The organism is Neopusillimonas aromaticivorans, assembly GCF_030344915.1.
Taxonomy (GTDB): domain Bacteria; phylum Pseudomonadota; class Gammaproteobacteria; order Burkholderiales; family Burkholderiaceae_B; genus Neopusillimonas; species Neopusillimonas aromaticivorans.
This window is the reverse complement of record NZ_CP128233.1, coordinates 360,897-384,628: the sequence shown is the minus strand read 5'-3', so window position 1 is coordinate 384,628 and position 23,732 is coordinate 360,897. Positions and strand designations below refer to the sequence as shown.

Below are 23,732 nucleotides of genomic sequence, written 5' to 3'. Positions count from 1 at the left end.
CGGGAGCGCGGTAGTGAAGGAGTGGGTTGTGATTCACAAGATTAAAGGGCTGTATGACCAGGGCAATGGCATGTCGATCCGTGGCATCAGTCACGAGCTAGGGATTTCGCGCAATACGGTGCGCAAGTATTTGCAGATGGAAGAAACGCAGATCAGCATCCTTCAAGAGGATCGGTCGCGGCATAAACGTCTGGACGCGCATCGGGACTTTCTGATCCATCAGCTTCAGCATTTTCCCCAGCTGAGTGCGGTCAAGTTGGCGCGTCGGCTACAGCAACGTGTGGGCGAGTTGGGCGTGTCGTCGCGCAGCATTCGTCGCTACGTGCAGGCGTTAAAAGAACTCGTCGCCACAGGCCAGGCCCGCTATTACGAACCCGTGCTGCAATTGATGCCCGGCATCCAGTGCCAGGTAGATCCAGGTGAACTGCGTGGCGTTCTTGTGGGTGGGCAAGAACGAACCGTGTACTTTGTGGTGTTCGTGCTCTCCTGCTCGCGCTTGATGTATGTCGGTCTCTCATTCAAGCCACTGAACACCACAGCCTTCATTCAATTGCATGATGAGGCCTTTCGTTACTTCGGCGGTGTCACCGAAGAATGTGTGTATGATCAGACCAAGCTCGTCGTGCTCAGCGAGCAGTATCGCGAATTGACAGTTAACCAGCGCTTCCATGAGTTTGCCACCATGGCAGGATTCCGCATCCATGCCTGCGAGGGTTACGACCCCGAGAGCAAAGGCAAAGTAGAAGCAGGCGTGAAATACGTTAAGCAGGATTGTTTTTATGGTGAGGAGTTTGCCAGCGAACAAGCACTGCGTGAGCATGTCCAACGCTGGCTTGATCACGTGGCCAATGCCCGTGTTCATGGCACGACAGGGCGAGTGCCTCGAGCACACTTTGAAGATGAAGAACGTCAGCACCTTCGTCCTTACCTATCCCCCGCCAGCCTGACCACTGGGGCGGTCAGCGTTCAAACACGGCGCGCCGACAAGACAGGCCTCATCTCATGGAAGTCGACCAAGTACTCCGTGCCCATGGCTTGGCAGCAGTCCAACGTCGGTGTGTGTGAACAAGACGATGGGTTGAGGATCACTGACCTTGCAACAGGCGAAACGATTGCTGTGCACGCGGTGTGTTCTGAGCGGGGCCGGATCGTCAAGAATAGTCACCATTACCGGGACCATGCTCAGCGTATCAGCGACCTGGAACAGGCGATTATGAGCATGATGCCAACGGACACAGCCCTGGCATTATGTGCGGTGCTCAAACGGACATCCCCACGAATCTATAGGGACCAGCTCGTCGCAGTGCGTTCGCTGTTGCAGGCCCATATGCCGCTGAATATGACCTTGATCACCGGCCTGTCGCAGCGCCATGAGCTGACGGCCAGTCTGCTTAAGCGTTATCTGCAAGCGAATGAGCAGGCCCGACAACGCGGGCGCATCGTCGATCAGCCGATGTCTGGTCAGTCTTGGTTCGAACCTCTGGATCTGGGTGCCTACGCCCTTGTTGGCCATTCTGCTGGACAGGAGATGACCCATGAGCCAGCTTGAGCACACCAGCGCACAATATCGCAGCTTACGTTTAAGCGCCATCGGCCGTGACCTTGTGGGTCTGGTCTCGCAGGCCGAGGCCAATGACCTGTCACACTTGAGCTTCGCCCAGATGCTGGCCGAGCACGAAATTGCCGAACGCACCCGCAGCCGTATCAGTCGCCACCACCGCCAGGCCGGTCTACCCTTGGACAAGCATCTGGAGGACTTCGACTACCGCCATCAGACCACGATCACCAAGCGTCAGGTCAATGCGTTGCTGGACTTCGGGTTTATCGATAATCGCGAGAACGTGGTCTTCATCGGCCCGCCCGGTGTGGGCAAGACCCATCTGGCCATTGGGATTGGCCAGAAAGCGATCCAGGCGGGCTACAAAGTGTTATTCCGCACCGCGCTTGATCTGGTGGAAGACTTGGAGCTGGCCGAGATGAAAGGCGAGCTCAAAAAACGGATCAGCCAGCTGGCCAAATTCGATATGTTGATCATTGATGAACTCGGCTATTTACCCATGACGGCTCAGGCCCGGTTCAACTTGTTCCAGCTCGTGAATGCGCTGTACGAGTACCGATCCATCATCCTGACCACCAACAAAGACTTCACCGATTGGGGTGAGTTCTTCCATCACGATAACGTGGCCATCCCGATCATTGACCGCGTTATCCATCACTCAAACATCTTTATGCTGGGAGGCGAGAGCTACCGACTGAAGCAGAAAACATCCAGTTAACAAACAATGGGTGGGTCAATTTTATTGGCCAAAAGTGGGTCAAAAATAATGGCCATTGACAGTCAAGTCATTGCATGAAGACGATACCCAGGCCGACTGACGGCAAACCGGCCAGAGCGCAATCATGAGAATTTTGCAGATCCGTTTTTCCAACCTCAATTCGCTGGTGGGCGAATGGCAGGTTGACCTGACTGACCCGGCTTATGTCGCTGATGGCATTTTTGCGATTACCGGGCCTACCGGTGCGGGCAAGACAACGTTGCTGGATGCCATTTGCCTGGCGTTGTACGGGCGAACGCCGCGCCTGAGCAGGTTGACCCAAAGTGCCAACGACATCATGTCGCGTCAGTGTGGCGAGTGCTTTGCCGAGGTGGTGTTCGAGACGGGGGCGGGGCGCTATCGCAGTTACTGGAGCCAGCACCGTGCCCGCAAGAAGCCGGGTGCTGCGTTGCAGGCACCTAAACATGAAATTGCCAGGGCCGATTCCGGAGAAATCCTGGAAGCCAGCTTGCGCTCTACGGGTGACCGCATTGAACGCCTGACCGGTATGGATTTTGACCGTTTTACCCGTTCGATGCTGCTGGCTCAAGGGGGCTTCGCGGCCTTCTTGCAGGCCAGTGCCGACGAGCGTGCGCCGATTCTTGAACAGATCACCGGCACGGAAATCTACAGTCAGATTTCGATACGGACCCATGAAGTCTTGCGGGAAGCGCGTGAATCGCTGGCACTGCTGAAGTCAGAAACGCTGGGCATTATGGTGCTGGATGCCGGGCAGGAAAGCGAACTGCAGCTGGGGTTGCAGCGGGATCTTGAGCAAGAGCAGTTGGCCAGTGCGGCGCAGGCGCAGACAGGCGCAGCGCTGGGTTGGTTGAGCCGTATTGATGCCCTGAAAGCTGAAGTGGCCCGGCTTGAACACGACGAGGTTGTGCTCGGTGCCGAGCGCCTGGCATTCGAACCCGTGCGTCAGCAGATTGGGCGAGCCCAGGCCGCAGCGGCGCTGGAAGGGCGTTATGCCGCTGTTTGTGCCTTGCGCAAACAACAGGCCGATGACCAAAGCCGTTTGGCCGATGCGCAAGGCCGCTTGCCTTCACTTGAGCCGTCGCTGCCACGCTGCGCGAGCAGCTGACGCGTACCAGTCAAACGTCACTCGATGCCCGTGCCGCATTCAGGGCGGCCGCGCCGGTGTGGCGTCAAGTACGGGAACTGGATCAACACCTGGCGGCAAGCGCCCGTGATACCGCAGCCATGCAACGGCAGGTCAGCGAGGCCGGTACGCGTTTGGCGGCACTCGATCAGCAGGTAAGCCAGACCCGCGCGCTGCAGGCCAACGTTCAGCAGCAATTGGCTGCGGCTGCAACCTGGCTGCAGGATAACCGTGCTGATGAATGGCTGGTTACGGGCTTGGCCGGGCTTGAAGAACAGGTGCAAGGGCTGCTGGCGCGTGAGCGTGAAGGTGTTCAGAAGGCACAAGAGCACGCACAAGCCCAGGCCAGTATCGATGCGTTAAACAAGGCCGAGCACAACACCCGTCAACACCTGTCCACGGTTCAGGAGAGCCTTGAAACTCTGGCTGGTCAGCGTCGCCAGGTTCAGGATGACCTGGCCGGCGTATTGCAGGGGCGTTTGCTGCGGGAATACCGTGCTGAAAAGGACGGCGTCCTGCGCGAGATGGCGCTGGTTGCCCGGATAGCGGCGCTGGAAACCGAGCGTGCACGTCTGGAGGCCGGCACACCGTGCCCATTGTGCGGGTCAACAACTCACCCGTTCGCGCATGGGCAGGTGCCCGTGCCCGATGCGCTTGAGCAGCGAGTGGCGGCCTTGAACGATCTGATTGCGCGCGCAGAAGACCTTGAGACGCGTGGCGCGCAACTTCAGTCTCAGCATGCGGCGCTGGGTGAGCGTCTGGCCGGTTTGCAGGCAGCCCAGGCCACTGCTGTGGCGCAGTTGCAATCGGCACAGGCGACCCTGGCCCGGTTAGTGAACGAGCTTGACGTGGTGCAGAACGATATCCGCCAGCGTCGTGAAACGGTGGTAGCGGCGTTGGCCCCCTTGGGTATGGGGACGTTGCCGCAGGCTGATCTGGCCCTGTTCATGCAAGCCTTGCACAACCGGCGTGAACGCTGGTTGGCAACGGGGCGCGATAAAGCGGGTTTTGAAAACACCCTGATCATGGCCGGGCGTGATGTGCAGCATCAGACCGAAGCGATTGCGATTCAGCGTGAACAACTCGATCGTTTGACGACGCAGCTGGCGCAGTTGCAGAGTGGGCAGGCCCAGTTGTTGAGCCGGCGTCAGACCCTGTTCGCAGACCGCAATCCGGACGATGAAGAGCAGCGGTTGCAACAGGCACAGGATCAGGCCGACATCGCTGAGCGCCAGGTGCGTGAGCAGCTGGCAGACGCGACACAACAGGCGACGCAGGTTCAGACCCAATGCCAGGCGTTGCAGGCGCGTTTGACCGAAAATGCAGCCGCGTTGGTCGATGTTGAATCCGGTTTCGCGCAAGCATGCAGATCGGCAGGGTTTGCCGATGAAGCGGCGTTTCTGGCGGCACGTCTGCCGCAGCCCGATCTGCAGGCCTTGCTCGATCAGGCCAAAGTGCTGGACGATCGAACCACCCAATTGGCGACCCGTCTGAAAGACCAGCGCGAGCGTTTGCTGGCCGAGCAGGCCATGCAACTGACCGATGCCACAGTCGCCTCGCTTGAGGCGCAGCAGCAGGTGCAACAGGCCCGTCTGGCTGAACTGGCGCAGGCCATTGCCGGGGCGCGACATCGTCTGGCCGAGAACGCCAGCGCCAAGGCACGCATACGCGATAAACAGGCGGCCATTGACCTGCAGCAGATCGAGTGTCGCCGCTGGGAAAACCTGCATGAACTGATCGGTTCTTCCGACGGCAAAAAGTATCGCAATTTCGCGCAAGGCCTGACGTTTGAACTGATGGTGCGTCACGCCAACCGTCAATTGCAGAAAATGACTGACCGTTACCTGCTGGTGCGCGACAGCAGTCAGCCGCTGGAACTGAACGTCGTCGATACCTGGCAGGCGGCCGAGGTGCGCTCGACGCGCAATCTGTCAGGTGGTGAAAGTTTCATCGTGAGCCTGTCGCTGGCCCTTGGGCTATCGGGCATGGCCAGCCATAATGTGCGGGTGGATTCCCTGTTTCTGGATGAAGGGTTCGGCACCCTGGACGAAGAGGCCCTGGATACCGCTCTGGAAACGCTGGCCGGACTGCATCAGGAAGGCAAACTGATCGGTATCATCTCGCATGTACCGGCCCTGAAAGAGCGCATTGCCACCCAGATCCAGGTGGTTCCCCGGGCGGGTGGCAACAGTGATTTACTGGGGCCTGGCTGCCGGCGAGTAGCGTGACAAATCCGCCGACCTGTATGCTTCGGTAACCTTCGCCATGTTAGTTTTATGCTATCGACTGCGCATCAACAGCGCGACTATTTCAACCGACAGGAGCCCCCATGTTTTACGCCGCACTGAAAACACTGCATGTTTTGTCCATCATCGTCTGGGTGGGGGCATGGTGTTTGCGCATTTTTACCTGCGTCCTTCGGTGGCCATGCTTGAGCCGCCGGTACGGTTACGATTGATGGCCGATGTTCTGGGCCGGTTTTTCCGTGATGTACTGGGTGCGGCACTGATTGCCGTGGCCACCGGCATCTGGATGATCGGGCGTACGGCCCGTGCGGCCTCTGAAGCGGGGGTTGCTTTTCAAATGCCGCTTGACTGGCACATCATGTCGGCCATTGGCGTGCTGATGCTGCTGATTTTCCTGGGCATCCGCTTTCGCTTGTACCCCAAACTGGTTAATGCCGTCAGCAGTGCCGACTACGAAGTCGCCGGCAGGGCGCTGGCCAGCATCCGTGGCTGGGTATCGGTCAACTTGGTGCTGGGTGTGGTAACGGTAATTGTGGCGCTGGCGCTTTAACAACCGTCACAACCATTGGTATAGTTACTGGTGTTTCTCTAACCTGAAAAGGCATCGTCCATGAAAATCGATATCGGTATCTCAGAAAAAGATCGCAAAGCCATCACCAAAGGGTTGGGTAACCTTCTGGCCGACACGTACACGTTGTATCTGACCACACACAACTTTCACTGGAACGTGACTGGCCCCATGTTCAACAGCCTGCACGATATGTTCATGCAGCAATATACCGAGCTCTGGAATGCGGTTGACCCCATTGCCGAACGCATCCGTTCGCTGGGTTTCCCTGCGCCCGGTTCCTATGCCGAATTTGCCAAACTCAGTTCGTTGCCCGATGCACCGGCTAAGCCCCCAAAGCGCTTGAAATGGTTGCGCTTCTGGCCAAAGGCCACGAGTCTGCCGCCAAAACGGCGCGTGCGTTGTATCCCGTCGTTGAAAAGGCCAGCGACGAACCCACCGCCGATTTGTTGACCCAGCGTATTACCGTACACGAACAAACCGCCTGGATGCTGCGTTCGCTTCTGGAAGAGTGAGCGGGTAGTAAGCGCAGTACGTACAGGCCTTCGATGCAGTAAGTCCAGACCGCTTCTGCATCGGTCGTGCAATGGTTTAGGTGTCGTTGTACAGGGTGTTCGAGGGGCCGGTTTATCCGGCCCTTTTCCAGGCGATACAATCGGCAAGTAATTTCAGCAAGGAGCCACAATGCAGTATCGAAAGCTAGGAAAAACAGACATTGACGTCAGCCTCATCGGTCTGGGTACCATGACATTCGGTGAACAGAACACTGAAGCGCAGGCACACGAACAGCTTGATTATGCCTATGCCCAGGGCGTGACACTGGTGGATGTTGCTGAAATGTACCCGGTACCACCCAAGCCTGAAACCTATGGCACCAGCGAGCGCTTTGTGGGGCCGTGGCTTAAAAAACCGGCTTGCGCAGCAAGGCCGTGCTGGCCACCAAAATTGCGGGCCCGTCGCGTCAGGCGGGGCGCCCCAGCCATATTCGTGGCACCGCCAATCAGTTCGACAAACCGAATCTGGTCGAAGCGGTCAATGGCAGCTTGCAGCGCCTGGGTACTGACTACATTGACCTGTACCAGTTGCACTGGCCTGATCGCAGCACAACCACCTTCGGCCGCACATCTTACCCCTACGAAGATGAACCCTTTACGGTACCCATTGAAGAAACCCTGCTGGCCCTGACGGACCTGGTCAAAGACGGCAAGATCCGTCATATCGGTTTGTCCAATGAAACACCCTGGGGCGTGTCAAAGTTTCTGGCCGCGTCACGTGAATTGGGTCTTGAGCGTATCGTATCCATCCAGAATCCCTACAACCTGCTCAATCGCACCTTCGAAGTGGGTTTGTCAGAATTTTCACACCGTGACGCCGTGGGCTTGCTGGCGTATTCGCCTCTGGCCTTTGGCTGGTTGTCAGGCAAGTACGAAGGGGGCGAACGTCCGGCCGGTGCCCGCATTACGTTGTTCGAGCGCTTCACCCGTTATTCGCGTCCGCAAGCGGTTGCGGCCACCAGCGCTTACGTGAACCTGGCCCGCAGCCATGGCATGAGCCCGGCCACCCTGGCCCTGGCGTTTGTGAATCGCCAGCCGTTCCTGACCAGCAACCTGGTGGGTGCCACCAGTCTTGAACAACTGAAGGAAAACATCGCCAGCCTCAACACCACACTCAGCGACGAGGTTGTGAAGGCGATTGATGCCATCCACGAGCAGTACCCCAACCCGGCACCTTAAGTACGCCAGCCCGAAGCCATTTGTCCTGGCGTTTCGGTTGCGATAGTTGATACGCTTTGTGGTGCTCGTGCGACCTGGCTTCGTTGTGGGTTGGCAGTTGTTATCTTGCTTTTTCTTTGTTTGACTCCAGACCTTCGCGCAATAATAGTGCCCGAAGGTCTGTTTTTGGGCCATTTCCATGCTTCTCAGTGCTGATCAATTGAACGAATACCGGCAATTTGCCGAAACCCTGGCCGATGCGGCGGCGGCGGCTATCTTGCCGTATTTCCGTGCGCCTTTGCCGGTGCAACACAAGGGCGGCAAACTGTACGACCCGGTTACCGAAGCCGATCAGGCGGCTGAGCGGGCCATGCGCGAACTGATTATGGCCACGTATCCCGATCACGGCATCATTGGCGAAGAAGAAGGTAATGTTGAAGGTCGCAGTGCCCTGACCTGGGTGCTTGACCCCATTGATGGCACCCGCGCGTTCATTACCGGCATGCCCCTGTGGGGCACCCTGATCGCCTTGAATAACGGTGTGCGCCCCGTTCTGGGCGTCATGAACCAGCCTTACACCGGCGAGCGCTTTGTGGGGACGCCTCAAGGGGCCTGGAGCAACGGCAAATCGCTATCGACCCGCGCCTGCGACAGCATCGGCTCAGCCCGATTGATGTGTACCTCACCCCAGATTTTTGACAATGACAGTCAGCTGGCCACGTTCAATGCCATCGCCAAAGACGTACAACTGTTGCGCTATGGCGGCGATTGTTACGCCTACTGTATGCTGGCCTCGGGTCATGTCGATGCCGTGATTGAGGCGGGCCTGCAAACCTACGATGTGCAGGCGCTGATTCCCATTATCGAAGGTGCCGGCGGCGTCATGACGGCCTGGGACGGCGGCGACGCCCAGCAGGGCGGGGCGGTGGTGGCTGCAGGCGACCCGGTATTGCATGCTCAACTGGTCGAGCGATTGATGCGCGGCGGGGCTGTTTGATGCCGCAAGATTGCGGACATGATTTGATGCTTGAACCGCGCACAAGATGTCAGAACGTGTAGGCGTGGCTGCGCATTTAGCCCACTCAATGGCTTGTTTTCATAAATGTCTGGTGCTGATCAGTGTGTTGCTGTTACTGGTGTTCGGATATGGTGCCAACGCCCAGACGCTTTCTCAGCAGCCACACACGATCATTTTCGAAGTCGCACCTGATCCTCACGAAGCTGTTTTGCTGCAACATTGGCGGAAGCTTTCCTCCACACAGCGGCATGACATCAGTAGTGCGGTTGCAAACCGGGTTGTTCCGGTCGTCTTGCGTCAGCTGCGGGCGAGCGGAGTTTTGGTTGAGCAAATCGGCAGCTATCTTGACGAAACGAACCCGTCATTTGCCTTGCATCTTGAAAAGGGCGATCCCTTGAAGGTGGCCAGCTTGCTGGCCTGCACCTTGGCCCAGCACAGCGTGCTGGTGCTGGCCTCGAAGCCGTTTGTGGGGTCGCGTTACCTTGATGCAATCAATATTTCGGTGGGCGAGAAAAATATTGAGCAAATTGACCAGATCTATCGTCGGTTACGACATGGTATGGGTGCTCAACTGATTGACGGTCAAACAACCAGTCATGGCATGATGACGATTCTATTGCCTCCGGGCACTGACGTGAACAGATCTGCCGCTCGGCTGAAAATCATGCTGAGTGGCGCACACGACGTTCAGGCGGTTGAGCGGCATGCGGCGTGGGTAGGTCCTGTTGAGGGAGCGACATTGCTTCTTCCAGCTCACTTTCCGAATCTGTTGATCCAAATTGCGATAGTTTCAAAGCGCAAGCGACAACTGAATTGATTCAATCTCTGGATTAGTCCATACGAAGGAAAAACTATGAGAAGCATGTTATTGGCCCTGTTGGTTTGCGCAGGTCTTTTGGGCTGTGCGGCCCGTGACGGTGCTGTGCAAGGAGATGAGCTTTTCACAGATCGTCCGCTGGAAACCATTCCGTCGCTTGACGTCCCTCGCTACATGGGCACATGGTATGAAATTGCCCGTTACCCTAACAGTTTCCAGAAAAAATGCGTTAGCGCCTCCACGGCAGAGTACAGCTTGATGGATGACGGTCGTGTTCGTGTCGTCAATCGGTGCCGTTTGGCTGATGGGGGTCTTAACGAGGCGGTTGCTGTGGCACGCCAACTCGGCGAAGCCACCTCACCCCGGCTGAAGGTCCGGTTCGCACCGGCCTGGTTGTCCTTTTTGCCTGCGGTGTGGGGTGATTATTGGGTTATTGATCTGGACGAGGATTATCAGCTGGTTGCGATCAGCGAGCCAAACCGGGAGTATTTGTGGATACTTTCACGCGCCCTTCAGGTCGACCCCGAGCGTTATGCGCAATTGCTTAGTCGACTATTGCAAAAAGGGTTTGACCCTGGCCGACTCATAGGTGCGCCAGCACTCCCTGATTCAGCTTTTCTGCATATGGTCGTCAATTCGCGTCAGCACATCACAGAGCTGTGTCCGCTCTTCTTCTGACACGACTTTCATCGCTCGTGTCATGATGTCATGGGCTGATGGCCAGGCCTGTTCGTAACTTTTTTACCGGTCTTGGTCAGGTACACCCGCATAAAGCGGCTGTCATCTTTGTCTTGCTTGCGCGTTTCCATCGGGTCATGACATCCCTGAACGGAACTGAAATTCATGCCTTGCATGAAGCACTTGACGGTGTTTGGATAGTACAGACGTTCAAGCAGATACTTGCGACATCATGATGTTGAAGCTAGATGATTGGTTTGATATGATGTGATGATGTTTTTGATGATTGTTTGGGGTATTCATGAGAACAACAGTTACACTGGACGACGCCCTTTTTAAGCGGGCACTTGAAGTCGCAGATCCTGGCATGGATAAATCCGAGTTATTTCGTGAGGCCGTCAAGACGTTCATTCGGGTCCAGTCTGCGAAACGTCTTGCTGCACTGGGCGGCGCTGCGCCAGATATGGCAGATATCCCTCGCCGTGATCCGGAACATGCATGAGACGGGTTCTGGTTGATACGTCCGTCTGGGTTGAGCACTTCCGCAATCCTAACCAGGCACTGATCGAGCTGCTGTTGCACGACCAGGTAAAGATTCATCCGTTAATTATCGGTGAGCTGGCCTGCGGTACTCCGCCCGATCGTCGGAACACGCTTGCATTGCTGGAAAATCTTGCTCAGGTACGTCAGGCCAGTATTTCCGAAGCAATGGTTTTCATCGAACGTGAACGTCTCTATGGGCAGGGGTGTGGGCTGGTCGATTTATTGCTGCTTTCGTCTGCACTGATGACTGAACAGACGCTGATCTGGACACTGGATAAACGGTTTGGGGCGCTGGCAATACGTTTTAACCTGATGTTTATGCCTGTGGCGCATTAACCGCATATTCGATGCGGTAGACACCCCATCAAACTCGTATACAGACATTTACCCAAGCAATTGGGCCATTTCGGCAATCGCCTCTTCAACCGTCGGGCTGTACCCATGCCACTGGCAGGCCAGCATCAGGTTGCGCGGCAGGCCGAAGTCTTCAACCAGCCAGCCTTGTGCGCAGCGGCCGGCATCAATATCGGGCACTTGCTGAAGCAGGTCACCCGTGTGCGGGAAATACACCCACACGGGCTTGCCTAGCGCAATCGCCACCCCAACCTCAAACACCGTACCCGAATCCGGCTCAATGCCACGAAACGGTTCAAGATTGGCCACAACCCCGTCAGCCTGCCGGATCATCTGCATGTTGGCCTGTGCAATGGCGTGTGCGGTTTCTTGCGGGTTATGCCGTGGCGCAATGTCGTTGTCCAGAGGGTAGAGACCGGTCAGGCCGTGTTCTTCACATACGGTCTGCAAATACTTGCCCCAGGTGATGCTGTCTTCCCGAAATACATCAGGGCCAGCCAGGTAAATTCTTTTCATGGTGTTGCGTTTGATAGCGTGACTTCGTTGGAGCCGCTTCTATTGCCGGGCTGTCCCATCAGTTTTGAGGCCGAGCACCATCTGCTCCAGATCCCCATTGACCGTATTCGGGTTGCACAGCAGTTCAGCAAGATACTTGCCACCTTTTTCGATGGTGACCCCTGCGGATGTGGCTTGCTCGAGGCTGTCCATCGAGGTGTATACCGTGTAGAGGTACTGGCCGTTTGGAATGCCTATGGAATAGGTCTGGTGACGACCCATACCTTCCCAAGCATACAGCTCGATCGCCGATACCGGCACCGTCAGCGCCAGTTCAGGCGCTGCGCCTTTCTTGCCGTAGGTATAGGACACAGTCTGGTCCGACTGCGTCAGTGTGACGCTTCTGCTTTTGTTGGCAATGTCGCATGAAAATTCGGTCGCGTGTACCGAGCCCGTGGCGGCGGCCACGCCGAGCAGGGTCGTAAAAAGTTTGATCATTGATGATTTCAATTCTTGACGTTGGACTTACGTGGTAAACGATAGTTTAAACAACCTGGGCGGTGTCGGCTTCGCATTGTGTGAGACCTTCGGCCAGCCAGTCCGGGTCAAGATCTTGTCCAATAAAGACCAGGATGGTTGATTTGGGCTGGTAGGGACGCCACATAGTTCCACCGCTAATTTGTATGAGTTTTTGTACGCCTTGAACAATTAAACGCATGCGGTGGTTTTCTGCGTAAACCACCCCTTTGCATCGCCACAGATTGGTACCGTAGCGTTCTGTGGCGGCGTCAATGAATCCGTTCAGACGTTCAAGATCCAAGGGATGGTTTGAGGTAAACACTGTAGATACCACGCCTTCAGTATGACGCTGCTTCAGCGGTCTGAACCGTCCGTCAGGCTTGCTAAATAAAGACGCGGTCTGGAGTTGTTTCAGGTCCTCGGGTGCAATGTAGTCAAAGGCGTAGGCTCGGGCATCGAACATAAATTGCATGACATCACCAAGACGTGAATCAACAATGTTCAGGTGTAGGATCGGCGCGCGTGGGTTGATCTGATGCAGATGCGCTTGCAACTGGGCCAGCGCGCTTTCAGACACCAGGTCTGTTTTTGAAATCAGCAATCGGTCCGCGTAGGCAACCTGGGCGCGGTTTTCGATATGCACTGCCAGCTGGGCATCCCCATGAAAAGCATCTACTAAAGCGACAATTCCATCAAGGTGGTAATGCGACAAGATGGCAGTTTCTGCCAGGAATGTTTGGAGTATCGGCCCAGGGTCCGCCATGCCTGTCGTCTCAATAATGACGCGGTCAAAGCTAATGTCATTGCGGGATTTTTGCTGCGCCAGCTGATTCAGTGCGTTTGCAAGATCACCACGCACCGTACAGCAGACACAGCCGTTGGCCAGCTGGATGACGGTTTCATCGTGTTGGGCGATAAGAAATTCGGCGTCAACACCTGTTTCTCCGAACTCGTTTTCAATGATGGCCAGACGTTCGCCGTGGTTTTCAGCAAGAATCCGGTTGATCAGGGTTGTTTTTCCTGCCCCGAGAAATCCGGTGATTACAGTGATGGGTGTGGAGATACGGCTCATGGCATTCCTGTTTTGAATGACGTCAGTGTCGGCTAAAGCGTCTGAACAATCCGCATTAGCTGGGCCAGATCGAAGTCGGCAGGGGCATCGTCGGCTGTGCTTACCCAGCGTATCTCGTCTGACCGGTTCGATGGCCATTTCGACGGGTTGGCATTAAATAGTTGGCCATATGTGTCAGCAGTGGGTGCCGGTGTGGCGGTTAGCAGCGGTGCCGCCGTCAAGGCAGGGTTGTTGCCGGCCAGTGCGACAATAAACGGAACCCGGTGGAAGCGGGCGATGTTGGCGATGGTTCGCAGGGCGCTTTTCCAGTGGGCGCTGTCAAGGGAAGCATCGGCAGTTTCGTGCACTTGCACGATATTGATGCCTGCCTCGGCGTAAGACCGAGCGATAAAAGCCAATGCCTGGCCCACTAGTTCGAACAGTGCTTCTTCGGGCATACCCGGGTTACCGCTGCGTAATTGCGCTGCCAGTGTGGCAGGGCCTGTCAGGGCAGCCACCAGCAACGGGCCATCGGGGTCCCCTGCGACCAGTTGTCGGGTGGCGTCAAGTGAAGCTTCCAGCCTCCGTGAATGTGTTTGGCTGGCGATATCGTTGATGCCTGCCGGGTCGGGGGCGGCAACGATTTTCGGAGGCCACACGGCGTAATCCAGTGCGGCCCCAGGGCTTCGGCCTCAAGCCCTGAAGGTACCGAGCAGGTGATAGCGTTCAGGGAAAGCATTTGTGCCAGACCTGACAGATTTTTGCGGATTTGCGTTCCGTTGTTCACCATCTCCGTCACTGCGACTGCATCAATTTGGGCAGAGCAGGCCATCAGTAACGGTGCAAACACAGGAGGGTGGGGTTTGGCCGGGTTCCGGGCCAGGTCTTTCATGTGTTTGCGCCAGTCTTCGGCGGTCAGGTTGGCCATGTCGGGTCTCCTTCATGCACGCTGTAGCGGTGTAACTACTTTGGCATCTGGCCACGAACCGTAGTAGGTCAGAATTTCATCAGAGGGCTTTTTCTTGAGCCATTCCGTCTCGAACGTGTCGTAGGGTACCCCGCGTTTGCGTCGCGCATCCAGTTCTTGCCGGCGTAGTTCTGCTGACGCTTCGACGTCCACCCGCTGCGTTTCTTCGTTCCAGACGATTTTGTAGATTTGCCTGGCTGTACCCACCGTGATGACACTTTTTTGAAGGTCAAGGGCAACCGACTCAATATCGCGATCCAGCGGGTCACCGTAGCCGGTACCTCCGGTGGAAAAGGCAAAGGTGATGACGTCACCATCGTTATAGGGACGTACCGAACGGCCCTGAAACTCGGCTTCGTAGTTGCCGTCAATGGGGCGCCGTGTCAGAAGCTCTTGCACATCCATTTGCAGGGACTCATCGCCTTCGGCCATCATTTGCTTTACATTGGCAGCACGGATACCGATGCCCGGGACCGTGCAGGGGCATAGCCACCGAACAGGGGTTGTGGTGTTTGCAACTTGGAGTTGTCTGCAATGGCCATCATGTAGACGGCGGGGACGTGGTGCGTCACCCACATTTGGGCCGTACCGACGCCACCGCGGTATTTGCCGTGCCCACACGAGTCCTTCCAGTGGTTCGACAAAGGCACCAGCAATGGAAACTCATTTTCGACTTGCTCAACGTTGGGTGCCCGGCCAAAAACACACCAGGGGAAACCGAAGGCATCCATGCCATCTTGACCCGGGCGGGCACCCTGACCTTCAGTGTTGATCGAGTAAGCCAGCATGTCCGCGAACGGTGCGTTCCATTGGTTCAGGCCAGCCAGCACCAGCGCATTGCCCCCGTTGCCCATTGAGGCTCCTGATTGTTGCCAGAGCGACGTGGAGAACATGGCCTTGGCGCATGTGTTGTGAACTGCGCTCATAACACCGGTTGCAATCATGACCGAGTTTGATGTGGCGGCTTTAGCGTCGGGACTCAGGCACGTGTTGGGCGCAAACTTGAAGTCAATGTTGGCAAATGTGCCGTTGCTGATGGGTAGCGAATGAAATAAATATTCGTAGATATAGTTGGAAAAGTGGGCAATGGCCGCTTGTGGGTGAGCGTTATAAGACGATGGTGTTTCCGGGCCTGTTTCTGAAAAGTCGACCATCATGCGGTCACCATTTTTTTCCAGTGTCATGAAGCATGAACGGACCAGCCCCTGTTTCAGACCGACGGCGTCTGAAAAGGTGACACACCGGTATTTACCATCGGGCCATAGGTCGATAATCTGGCGAGCGCCTTCTTGGGCCACTTGCAGCATGCGCCGGAACAACCCGCGCACATAGTCGGGCCCTTCGCGGTCACATAATTCCAGCAAACGGGTACGGATACGGTCTGCGGTGGTACAACGTGCTTTCAGGTCGACGGCAATCATGGAAGGCGCACGGATACCAAACGCAATAAACATGGAAACAATATCGTCGCGCAGTTGAAAATTCTCGCCGATTTTCATCGGGGGCAGGTTCATGCCTTCTTCAAATCGAGACGTTGCGGAAACCGGCATTCCGCCTGGCTCAATGGCACCCGTTTCGGTGGTGTGTACCAGTGCGGCGGTCCAGGCGATCAGTTCACCTTCATAAAATACGGGCATGCAAACCATTTGGTCAGGGTTGTGTACGCCGCCGTAAACGGCATCGTTGGCAAACCATAGATCGCCGTCTTTGATACCCGGGTTGTCCTTGTACGTATGCATGATGTATTTGATGACCAGCGGGGGATGACAGCATGCAGGTAGGTGCCGCATGAGCCATTGACGATGTCACCCTCGGCGGTCATGATGGCTACCAGCGAGTCGCCGGCAACACCCATGGCGCAGCGGCACGATCGCACGAAAACGTCCATGCCTTCATCCAGGATATCGTTGGTGCGTTGGAAACCGATTTCAAAATCGGCAGCACTGAGCTGGGCGGCCAGCTCGAGTTCGCGTTCAGACGCAGGCGCTGGCTTGAGCCAGGCGAGTTTTTGTTCCAGGGTTGGAATGCTCATTGTGTGTCTCCGGTATCTGTTTTTTATACGCTGACAGCGACTTGGGCCGAACCAATGCGGCGGCGCGGGGGCGCGGCGACAACGGGCTCAAGAATGCCCAGGCCGTGCTTGTCAATACTGAATCGTTGTCCGGGGGGACCACGATGGTGGTGAACTCGGCTTCTGCGATGGCAGGGCCTGTCAGGACATTGCCGGGTGCCAGCGTTTCAAAGACGTAGACTGGGGTGTCTTGCCAGTTGCCGGTTTCGGGCCACCAGGCACTACGGTTTTCCACATAGGCATGAGACGGGTCTTCGGGGCCAAGTTCATATTCCGGGATGGCGGGTTTCCGGTGGGAACGGTGGCGCGCAGAACGAAGTTGTCGAGGAATACGCCGCCGGGCTTGTTGACGACAAGAGGGCTGAAGGCTTCAGAGAATTCCTTTTCAAAGGCTTCATAGATATGTTGGGCGTCTTCATCGGATTCGATTTTCAGTCGCGGTGAGCTCATGCGCTTAAGATTGACCTGCCCGCCATACAGCATATCCAGTTCAAGTGCATATATGGCATCATCAACATTCAGGCCCTCTGCCGCCAGCTCGCCGCGTGCTTTGCTGATCATGTCCGCGACCACGTCATTGAAGCATTCGCGATCAATCACGATTCTTTCAGTCAGCGGCTCCATGAACACCATGCGGCGCGACTGTTCGTACATATGGACAATGTCCATGCTGGATGAGCCCATGGCGCAAAAGACGGGAGCAGCCGGGAAAACAACGGCCTTGGGGACGTCGGCCTTGAAGCCCGCCATGTGGGTGGGGCCAGCGCCGCCGAATGCAAACAGAACAAAGTCTTCGGGGTGATAGCCGCGCATATGAACTTCACGCTTTATGGCTGACACCATGTTTTCGTCGCAAACACGCCGGATCATGGCGGCGGCGGCAATGACATCAATGCCCAGTGGTTCGGCGATGCGTTCGCGAATCGCTTTTTCGGCTTTGCTCTTGTTGAGCGGCATCTGCCCGCCAAAGTATTTGTCAGGGTTGATGTAGCCCAGGACGACATCGGCGTCGGTGACGGTAGGTTCTGATCCGCCCAGGTCGTAGCATGCGGGGCCCGGCATTGAGCCGGCACTGCGGGGACCCACCTCGAAACGCCGGCTTTCAGGGTCGATGGAGGCAATTGACCCGCCACCTGCCCCTACCGAAATGGTCTGCATCATGGTGACGTTGACCATCCATTTGTCGATAACCGGCCGGAAGGTGTAGTTGCGTACGCTGGATTCGACAACCAGGGCGACATCGAAGCTGGTTCCGCCAACATCGCCGGCGATGACGTTTTTGTAGCCCAGTTTCGAGGCAAAGTACGCTGAGCCCATTAACCCTGCCACAGGGCCCCCGTTGAATGTTCGTGAAGCAGGTGTCTTGAAAATATCGGCACTGCCACCCGAGTTGTGAATCATCAGGAAGGCGCCTCGGTAGCCTTTGTCGCGCAGTTTGTCCCAGGTGGCGCCAATATCATTTTGCATGGAACGCTGCAGGTAGGCGTCAAGCACTGCGGTCATGGTGCGTTCATATTCGCCGATTTTGGCCACTACTGCACTGGAGATCACCACCGGTACAAAGCCGATGTGGTATTCCTTGTATTCTTCTCGAATGATCTGGCGTACCCTTTTTCGTGCTCCGGGTTCATGAACGACCATAACAACGAGACCACGATTGCCCGGGCGCCGCGATCCATCAGGGTGCGCAGCTTGCGCCGCACATCCTCTTCGTCCAGCGGGCGAATGACTTGGCCGTTCGAGTCGATACGCTCGCGTATACCGACAATCAGGCTACGTTCGATCAGCGGGTGCGGTTTGTTCTGGATGGCAAGGTTACGCCGCTCGGCAACCCGTTGGCCGTCTGTCCATTGTGCACCCTTGCCAATCAGGATCGCATCTTCATGTCCCTCGGTTGTAATCAGGCCAATGCGGGGACCCTGACGTTGCAGCAGGCGGTTCAGTGCAACGGTTGTTGAATAGCGAAGGATGCCGATGCGAGGTAGCAGCTCTTCGATACTTAGGCCAACCTTGTCAGCAACGGCTTCAATCGCGTCGATAAAACCGATAGACAGGTCATGAGGTGTAGTGGGGCACTTGGTAATGATGCGTTCGCCATCAAGAGTCAACACCAGATCGGTGAAAGTGCCTCCCACATCAATGTCGATCGAATCCAGTTGTTTGTGGATGTTTGTGGTGTGATGGTTGCTCATGCCCGGGCTCCTTCTGTTTTCGTCAAACGACCGTCGCGGATGACAAGGTCACCGTGCTCCAGGCGCTTTTTCAGGCGGTCGATGTCGACTTCAATGTCAACGGTGATCGGGTGACCTGGGGGCAGGTATTCCGTTTCGATCTGGCGCGAACAACCGGGGCAGTAGAATTCGATGATGCGGACCCAGTCACTGTCAGGGGCAAAGGTGTAGTTCCCCTGAATGACAGGATTGTGGATTTCGTTCGGTTCACGTTCTGCCACCAGGCAGCCCTTTTTGTAGCTTTCACGCGCTGAGATCAGCCTGGTACCGCAGTCGTGGCAATACCAGTGTTCGTCATTCAGATCGAGATCCAGATATTCAGTAAAACGCAGACGTTCGTACATGCTTGTCTCCTGGTATTGTCGTTACGCAAGATGCGATAGTTTGGCGTTGCCGTAGCCGTCAACGGCCAGCGACCAGCCGGGGGCAGTGGACATGTCAACGTGGCGCCATTAATCACGGCCGGCCCATGCAGTGACGCGCCTGCCTTTAGCGATTCCCATTGAATTACAGGTGTTGCTTTGCCACCCGAAGCGTCAAAATGGACGACGCGTGTATTGGGTGTTTGGCCGGTTGAGCTGGCTGTCAGCGGGGCTATTTCGTGGGAATCGAGCGCCAGGCGCGTTGTAAGACGCACCAGTAGCATTTGTTGGCCAGACAGCCCTTTAGCATCGAGCTCGGCGTGCAGCGCAGCCGCAGGGTCGCTTTTTGTGTCAAGGGGCAAAGAGACACTGACGGTGTTGGCCTGATCGTCGCTTTCGCCGACGTCAATTTCCCGGTGCTGGCGGCATCGGCAACGTTGAAGCCCTCGCCCCTGAGGTCACGTAGGGCCTGATTGCGAAGTTCATTCAGGGCCGAGGCGACCCGGCTAGCCTCGAAGCCCCCGGCGACACCATGTTCGTAGACGTGGACGACGTCAGAGACGGCAGATCCGAAGGTGCTGAATACTGGTCCGAGGTCAAATGCGTACGCGTCTTTCATGTGCAGCTTGTCGGCCAGAAATGCGGCAAACATGGGGCCATTGCCGCCGAACGAGAAAAGGGTGGCTTGGGCGGCGTCCAGTTGGGCCTCGGCTAAAGTGCTTTGCACCAGATCCTTCATGATTTCTACGGCCTGGTCCCGAATGGAAAGGGCAGCGACTTCCACTGAAATACCTAAGGGTTTGGCAATGTCGCGTTCAATGACCTCGTAGGCTAGTCTGGTTTGCAGGATTCGTTTTCCACCCAGGAAGTTGTTGGGGTCTAGATAGCCCAGTACCAAAAGAGCATCGGTAAGTGTGGGCTTGGTTCCACCTAGGCCATAGCAGGCTGGCCCCGGGGCGGCCCCCATGCTCTTCGGCCCCAGCGACACAAGCCCGTTCTGGACGTGCGCAATCGAGCCTCCCCTACCGCTGCGGACCGCAGCATCGCGAACGACGACTGGACGGGTGTTTCCATGAGCTCGCCACCGCGCTGGAATACGGGAGCCTGATTTTTGACGATGGAGCATTTGGTGGTGGTACCACCAACGTCGAAGCAGACGGCATTGGCCAGCTGATAGGCTTGTGCCATATGCGCTCCTCCAAAGACACCAAATACCGGGCCTGATTCGATGGTGTCGACCGCCTTGGTTTTACCAATGCGGGCGACGCCGCCATTGGTATGGCCGACCAGCAGCGGGCCATTCCAACGGTAATCATCGCGCAGAATGTCTTCGGCCTTGAACAGCGAATTGGCGAGCTGGTTGTGGGTGTAGGCATTCATCAGCGAGTAATGCACCCGCGTCTGGTCATGCCGCAAGGCAACCATTTCGCTGCCCAGCAATACGGGTACAGCGCCGATAATGTGGTCGGGGTATTGGTCTTCGATGATTTCCTTGATTCGGCGTTCGCGGGCGTTGTCCGGGAAACTGTCTTTGAGACAGATGCAAATGCGTCGTACGCCACCTTCCAGCAACTCTTTTACGGCTGCCAAAACTTCGGTTGGCGATGGGTTTTGCGAAAGACCAATGATGTTGCTGTCGTCCACAATTTCGCCGACAACGCGTGACACGCCCTGGCCATAGAGGTCTTTTTCGTGCCCCTTGTCGACGAGTAGGCCGACTTTGGCACCGCGTCTTTCGGCCAGCACGTTGGTGGTGATAGTGGATGACCAGCGAATGATGCCGACTTCGCGCAGGAACGTTTCGACGTCGGGGAAATCTAGCGCTTTGGCCGCTTCGGTCAGGCAATGTGTGAAGGATACGGTGTAGTCGTGGGGTGTAGTGTCCACTTTGAAAGAGTGGCGCAAGACACCGTTGGACACGAGCGCATCGGTCATGGTGCCACCAGTATCAATGTCAACAGTAAGCATGTTGTCTCCAGAAGTTTTTATTGTCGCGGGTGCTGCTGGTACTGCCGGTGATGGCTTTATGGTATGGGTTCGGAGTAGAGGGGCTATTGGGTGCGGTTCCCAACGCGGTAAGCGAAATTCTTAATGCAGCGCAGCATTCCTACTGTCAGAAAAAATAGGTAAATCTGTCTGCTTGACAGGTGTGACCTGTGCGGGTCACTATGAAAAGACCGCATGAAGGCCTGACCATAAATAACGACAATGTCCTCACTTGCACATACCCTGAAAGAGCTGGAATCCCTTTCCCTACTTGGTGAGGCATTTCCCTACGAGAAACTGTTAAGCAGCACGATTGTCGGCATCAGTTATATGGTTGGCTGGCGCTTTGTTTGGTCCAACGAACGAATGCATTCCATTTTTGGCTATTTGCCGGGTGACTTTCGCGGGAAGACGGCCCGGTTTTTGTATCCGTGTCAGGATGATTACGACGAAGTCCTGCGGCGCTATGATTTGCAAGCCGAAAACGATGACTTTACGATCGAAAGGCCATTGGTCAGAAAAGATGGCTCCTTGATCTGGTGCTTGATGTCTGCCCAGCGGTTGCATGTCGCGTCTTCAGACGAGGCGTCCGTATGGGTGGTCCAGGACGTGACAGAGCAAAGAAACGCGGTTGATGCGCTGAAGCGCACCAATCAAAGGCTTGAGCAGATCATTGAGCGTCGCACAATGAATCTCAGGCGCACCAATCAGGCGCTGCGTCTCGAGGTAGAGCGCCGTCAGGCCTTGCAGTTTGATTTGGTGGCCAGTCGTGAAAAATATCGGGCGCTTTTTCGTCATTTGCCGGTTGGCGTACTTGTTACAAATCGCCAGGGTGAGATTGTTGAAATCAATCAGGCGACACAGAGTCTTGCCGCAGCAAGGTCGCGCATAGAGCTTATGCATTTGTTAAACGACACTTCACGTGTACTTCAGCCAGACGGAACCACTATGTCACTTGCACAGTTCGTGCAACAGCATCGTCCATCCGAACGTCGGAAAATTGATCGAAGTACGCTGGTCTGGCAGTCAAATTCAGGTGGCTTGCGTGAACTTTCCATGATTGCCACGGCGTTGGCTAGCCATGAACTAGGGGCGATTTTCACTTTCGAGGATGTTACGGAAATCAAACGGGCGCGTGAACGCGAGCATGAGCAGCAGCAACATCTGGCGCATGCAGCACGGTTATCACTGATGGGGCAAATTGCTTCGGCCATGGCCCACGAGTTAGGCCAGCCATTGAACGCATGCCAAAGCTATATCAGCGGGGTCAGGCACCGTCTGGGTACCGAATTACACGACAAGCCCGAACTGCTTGAGGCGATCGACAAAATTGCTTTGCATCTTGATAGTGCCAGCAAGATCATTGGTAACGTCCGGGGTTTGTATCGCGCAGGAAGGTTGACCAGAAGGTGCTTGATCTGAAAACGGTGCTGGATCATACGCTTGGACTGCTGGCCATGCATCTGAAGCTCACAGAGGCCCAGCTCGATGTGGTTGTCGCGGATGAGCCTTTGCATGTTTATGCCAACGATGTCGAAGTGCAGCAGGTCATTGTCAATCTTGTTGTGAATGCGCTTGAAGCAATGGCGAATCTTCCTGTGGCGGTGCGTCGTCTTGCCGTTTCGATCGGAGCTGTTTCCGAGAAACAGGTCTTTATTGAAGTTCGCGACCATGGTCCTGGCGTTCCTCCTGAACTGGTTGAAAAATTGTTCGATCCGTATTTCACAACCAAATTATCCGGGTTGGGTATGGGCCTGAAAATTTGTCGAAATATTGTTGAGTCCGGTGGAGGTTCATTACGTTTTTCAAATGAAGAGAACGGAGCGAGTTTTCGGGTCACACTTCCACGGTTGATATCTATATGAGCCTGCTTGCGCGTATTTTTTTACTTGATGACGAAAAGGAAGTGACCGAAGCTTTGGTCTGGTTGCTTGAGTCGGTCAATATCAGTTGTAAGGCATTTCAGAGCCCCGATGCGTTCATCGAGGCCGTACAGATGGCCACCGACCCTGTTTGTGGTGTCGTCGATTTGCGCATGCCTAAGGTCAGCGGTCTGGAAGTGCAGCAGCGTTTGTTGTCGATGGGCCTTGATGTGCCCATTGTCTTTCTGTCAGCCCATGGCGATGTGCCGGCGGCGGTAACTGCCATACGGCACGGGGCGATGGATTTTCTGCAAAAACCGTTCAATCCACAAGAATTCCTGGATGTGTCCAATCGATTGCTGCGAGAAGCTCAGGATCGTTTCAGTCAGAATGCCCATCGTGCTCACGTACAGCACTTGCTTGGGTTGCTGTCTGCCCGGGAAGCAGAGGTCCTGGAAGCCTTGCTGAAGGGGTACACCAGTAAAGAGGCTGCACGCCTGCTTGAGCTGAGTCCCAAGACGGTAGATGTTCATCGGGCCAATATTTTGCGGAAAATGCAGATCAAGACCGTACCGGAATTGATGCGAAAACTGAAAGACCATTTACACTGAGCGGTAGTGAATCTACGATCTTGCAGTGGCAAATGGAAATGCTCTCACGCCGTGCGGATGGGTTTAGGAACTTTAAAAATTACCGCATGCGGGTCTTGGCACAGTGCGGTTGGAACGGCGAGACTCACCGTGTCTGATTAATGTGCAGCTCCCGATAATGAGGTGAAGCCCGAATATTTTTTAAAATCAACAAAAACCAAAAGGGGCTTCCGAAGTTTTTC

Annotated in this window: 24 protein-coding genes and 3 pseudogenes; 15 read left to right on the top strand and 12 right to left on the bottom strand. The window is 55.7% G+C overall.

The window, feature by feature from the left end; all coding sequences use genetic code 11:
• Positions 1-28 precede the first annotated feature (28 nt).
• From istA to N7E01_RS01855, 12 genes and pseudogenes are all read left to right on the top strand, one after another.
• A complete protein-coding gene (istA, locus tag N7E01_RS01910; RefSeq protein WP_289173100.1) occupies positions 29-1,549 on the top strand; it encodes an IS21 family transposase in 1,521 nt (506 codons plus the stop codon).
• A complete protein-coding gene (gene istB, locus N7E01_RS01905; protein WP_289173101.1) occupies positions 1,536-2,276 on the top strand; it encodes an IS21-like element helper ATPase IstB in 741 nt (246 codons plus the stop codon). Before istA ends, istB begins: the two co-directional genes overlap by 14 nt.
• Positions 2,277-2,400: 124 nt before the next feature.
• Positions 2,401-3,402: an AAA family ATPase gene (locus N7E01_RS01900; RefSeq protein ID WP_289174374.1), complete on the top strand. Its 1,002-nt coding sequence runs from the start codon at positions 2,401-2,403 to the stop codon at positions 3,400-3,402.
• A 56-nt stretch (positions 3,403-3,458) separates the two neighbouring features.
• Positions 3,459-5,648, top strand: coding sequence for an SbcC/MukB-like Walker B domain-containing protein (locus N7E01_RS01895; protein ID WP_289174373.1), 2,190 nt, complete (start codon positions 3,459-3,461; stop codon positions 5,646-5,648).
• A 37-nt stretch (positions 5,649-5,685) separates the two neighbouring features.
• Entirely contained in the window at positions 5,686-6,216 is a 531-nt protein-coding gene (locus tag N7E01_RS01890; RefSeq protein ID WP_434089548.1) for a CopD family protein, read from the top strand.
• A gap of 60 nt (positions 6,217-6,276) precedes the next feature.
• Positions 6,277-6,749: pseudogene (locus N7E01_RS01885) on the top strand (Dps family protein).
• Between the two features lie 169 nt (positions 6,750-6,918).
• Positions 6,919-7,967, top strand: a pseudogene (locus N7E01_RS01880) (NADP(H)-dependent aldo-keto reductase).
• 178 nt (positions 7,968-8,145) lie between these two features.
• The gene (gene hisN / locus N7E01_RS01875; protein WP_289174371.1) at positions 8,146-8,943 is read left to right on the top strand and encodes a histidinol-phosphatase; all 798 of its coding nucleotides are present in this window, start codon (positions 8,146-8,148) and stop codon (positions 8,941-8,943) included.
• 46 nt (positions 8,944-8,989) lie between these two features.
• Entirely contained in the window at positions 8,990-9,781 is a 792-nt protein-coding gene (locus tag N7E01_RS01870; protein ID WP_289174369.1) for a hypothetical protein, read from the top strand.
• A gap of 36 nt (positions 9,782-9,817) precedes the next feature.
• Positions 9,818-10,459 (top strand): lipocalin family protein, encoded by a 642-nt coding sequence (locus N7E01_RS01865; protein ID WP_289174367.1) that lies wholly within the window; start codon positions 9,818-9,820, stop codon positions 10,457-10,459.
• A gap of 301 nt (positions 10,460-10,760) precedes the next feature.
• Positions 10,761-10,961, top strand: coding sequence for a type II toxin-antitoxin system VapB family antitoxin (locus N7E01_RS01860; protein ID WP_289174365.1), 201 nt, complete (start codon positions 10,761-10,763; stop codon positions 10,959-10,961).
• Positions 10,958-11,338, top strand: a complete 381-nt coding sequence (locus N7E01_RS01855) for a type II toxin-antitoxin system VapC family toxin (protein ID WP_289174363.1) — start codon at positions 10,958-10,960, stop codon at positions 11,336-11,338. Before N7E01_RS01860 ends, N7E01_RS01855 begins: the two co-directional genes overlap by 4 nt.
• A gap of 48 nt (positions 11,339-11,386) precedes the next feature.
• Here N7E01_RS01855 and N7E01_RS01850 read toward each other — a convergent pair whose 3' ends face one another.
• From N7E01_RS01850 to N7E01_RS01795, 12 genes and pseudogenes are all read right to left on the bottom strand, one after another.
• Entirely contained in the window at positions 11,387-11,872 is a 486-nt protein-coding gene (locus tag N7E01_RS01850; protein ID WP_289174361.1) for a nucleoside 2-deoxyribosyltransferase, read from the bottom strand.
• A 39-nt stretch (positions 11,873-11,911) separates the two neighbouring features.
• On the bottom strand, positions 11,912-12,349 hold the full coding sequence (locus tag N7E01_RS01845) for a hypothetical protein (RefSeq protein ID WP_289174359.1): 438 nt from the start codon (positions 12,347-12,349) through the stop codon (positions 11,912-11,914).
• A 46-nt stretch (positions 12,350-12,395) separates the two neighbouring features.
• On the bottom strand, positions 12,396-13,580 hold the full coding sequence (locus N7E01_RS01840) for a CobW family GTP-binding protein (protein WP_289174358.1): 1,185 nt from the start codon (positions 13,578-13,580) through the stop codon (positions 12,396-12,398).
• Complete coding sequence (locus tag N7E01_RS01835) at positions 13,475-14,080, bottom strand: uroporphyrinogen decarboxylase/cobalamine-independent methonine synthase family protein (RefSeq protein WP_289174356.1); 606 nt, start codon at positions 14,078-14,080, stop codon at positions 13,475-13,477. The genes N7E01_RS01840 and N7E01_RS01835 overlap by 106 nt, the downstream gene beginning before the upstream one ends.
• 281 nt (positions 14,081-14,361) lie before the next feature.
• Positions 14,362-14,823, bottom strand: a complete 462-nt coding sequence (locus N7E01_RS01830; RefSeq protein ID WP_289174355.1) for a hypothetical protein — start codon at positions 14,821-14,823, stop codon at positions 14,362-14,364.
• Between the two features lie 5 nt (positions 14,824-14,828).
• Positions 14,829-16,100, bottom strand: coding sequence for a hydantoinase B/oxoprolinase family protein (locus N7E01_RS01825; protein ID WP_289175707.1), 1,272 nt, complete (start codon positions 16,098-16,100; stop codon positions 14,829-14,831).
• Positions 15,998-16,420, bottom strand: a complete 423-nt coding sequence (locus N7E01_RS01820; RefSeq protein ID WP_289174353.1) for a hypothetical protein — start codon at positions 16,418-16,420, stop codon at positions 15,998-16,000. Before N7E01_RS01820 ends, N7E01_RS01825 begins: the two co-directional genes overlap by 103 nt.
• Positions 16,362-17,962: pseudogene (locus N7E01_RS01815) on the bottom strand (hydantoinase/oxoprolinase family protein). The gene N7E01_RS01820 and the pseudogene N7E01_RS01815 overlap by 59 nt, the downstream one beginning before the upstream one ends.
• A gap of 44 nt (positions 17,963-18,006) precedes the next feature.
• Complete coding sequence (locus N7E01_RS01810; protein ID WP_289174349.1) at positions 18,007-18,651, bottom strand: hydantoinase/oxoprolinase N-terminal domain-containing protein; 645 nt, start codon at positions 18,649-18,651, stop codon at positions 18,007-18,009.
• Positions 18,648-19,034, bottom strand: coding sequence for an acetone carboxylase subunit gamma (locus N7E01_RS01805; RefSeq protein ID WP_289174347.1), 387 nt, complete (start codon positions 19,032-19,034; stop codon positions 18,648-18,650). The genes N7E01_RS01810 and N7E01_RS01805 overlap by 4 nt, the downstream gene beginning before the upstream one ends.
• Positions 19,035-19,284: 250 nt before the next feature.
• Positions 19,285-20,019 carry a hydantoinase/oxoprolinase family protein gene (locus N7E01_RS01800; RefSeq protein ID WP_289174345.1) on the bottom strand — a complete coding sequence of 245 codons (735 nt, stop codon included), beginning with the start codon at positions 20,017-20,019 and terminating at the stop codon, positions 19,285-19,287.
• Complete coding sequence (locus tag N7E01_RS01795; RefSeq protein WP_289174343.1) at positions 19,983-21,020, bottom strand: hydantoinase/oxoprolinase N-terminal domain-containing protein; 1,038 nt, start codon at positions 21,018-21,020, stop codon at positions 19,983-19,985. The genes N7E01_RS01800 and N7E01_RS01795 overlap by 37 nt, the downstream gene beginning before the upstream one ends.
• Positions 21,021-21,260: 240 nt before the next feature.
• Between N7E01_RS01795 and N7E01_RS01790 the strand changes: the two genes are divergently transcribed.
• The 3 genes from N7E01_RS01790 to N7E01_RS01780 are packed head-to-tail and all read left to right on the top strand — an operon-like array spanning position 21,261 to position 23,511.
• Positions 21,261-22,460 (top strand): PAS domain S-box protein, encoded by a 1,200-nt coding sequence (locus N7E01_RS01790; protein ID WP_289174341.1) that lies wholly within the window; start codon positions 21,261-21,263, stop codon positions 22,458-22,460.
• Complete coding sequence (locus tag N7E01_RS01785) at positions 22,448-22,903, top strand: sensor histidine kinase (RefSeq protein ID WP_289174339.1); 456 nt, start codon at positions 22,448-22,450, stop codon at positions 22,901-22,903. Before N7E01_RS01790 ends, N7E01_RS01785 begins: the two co-directional genes overlap by 13 nt.
• Entirely contained in the window at positions 22,900-23,511 is a 612-nt protein-coding gene (locus N7E01_RS01780) for a response regulator transcription factor (RefSeq protein ID WP_289174336.1), read from the top strand. The genes N7E01_RS01785 and N7E01_RS01780 overlap by 4 nt, the downstream gene beginning before the upstream one ends.
• Positions 23,512-23,732 lie beyond the last annotated feature (221 nt).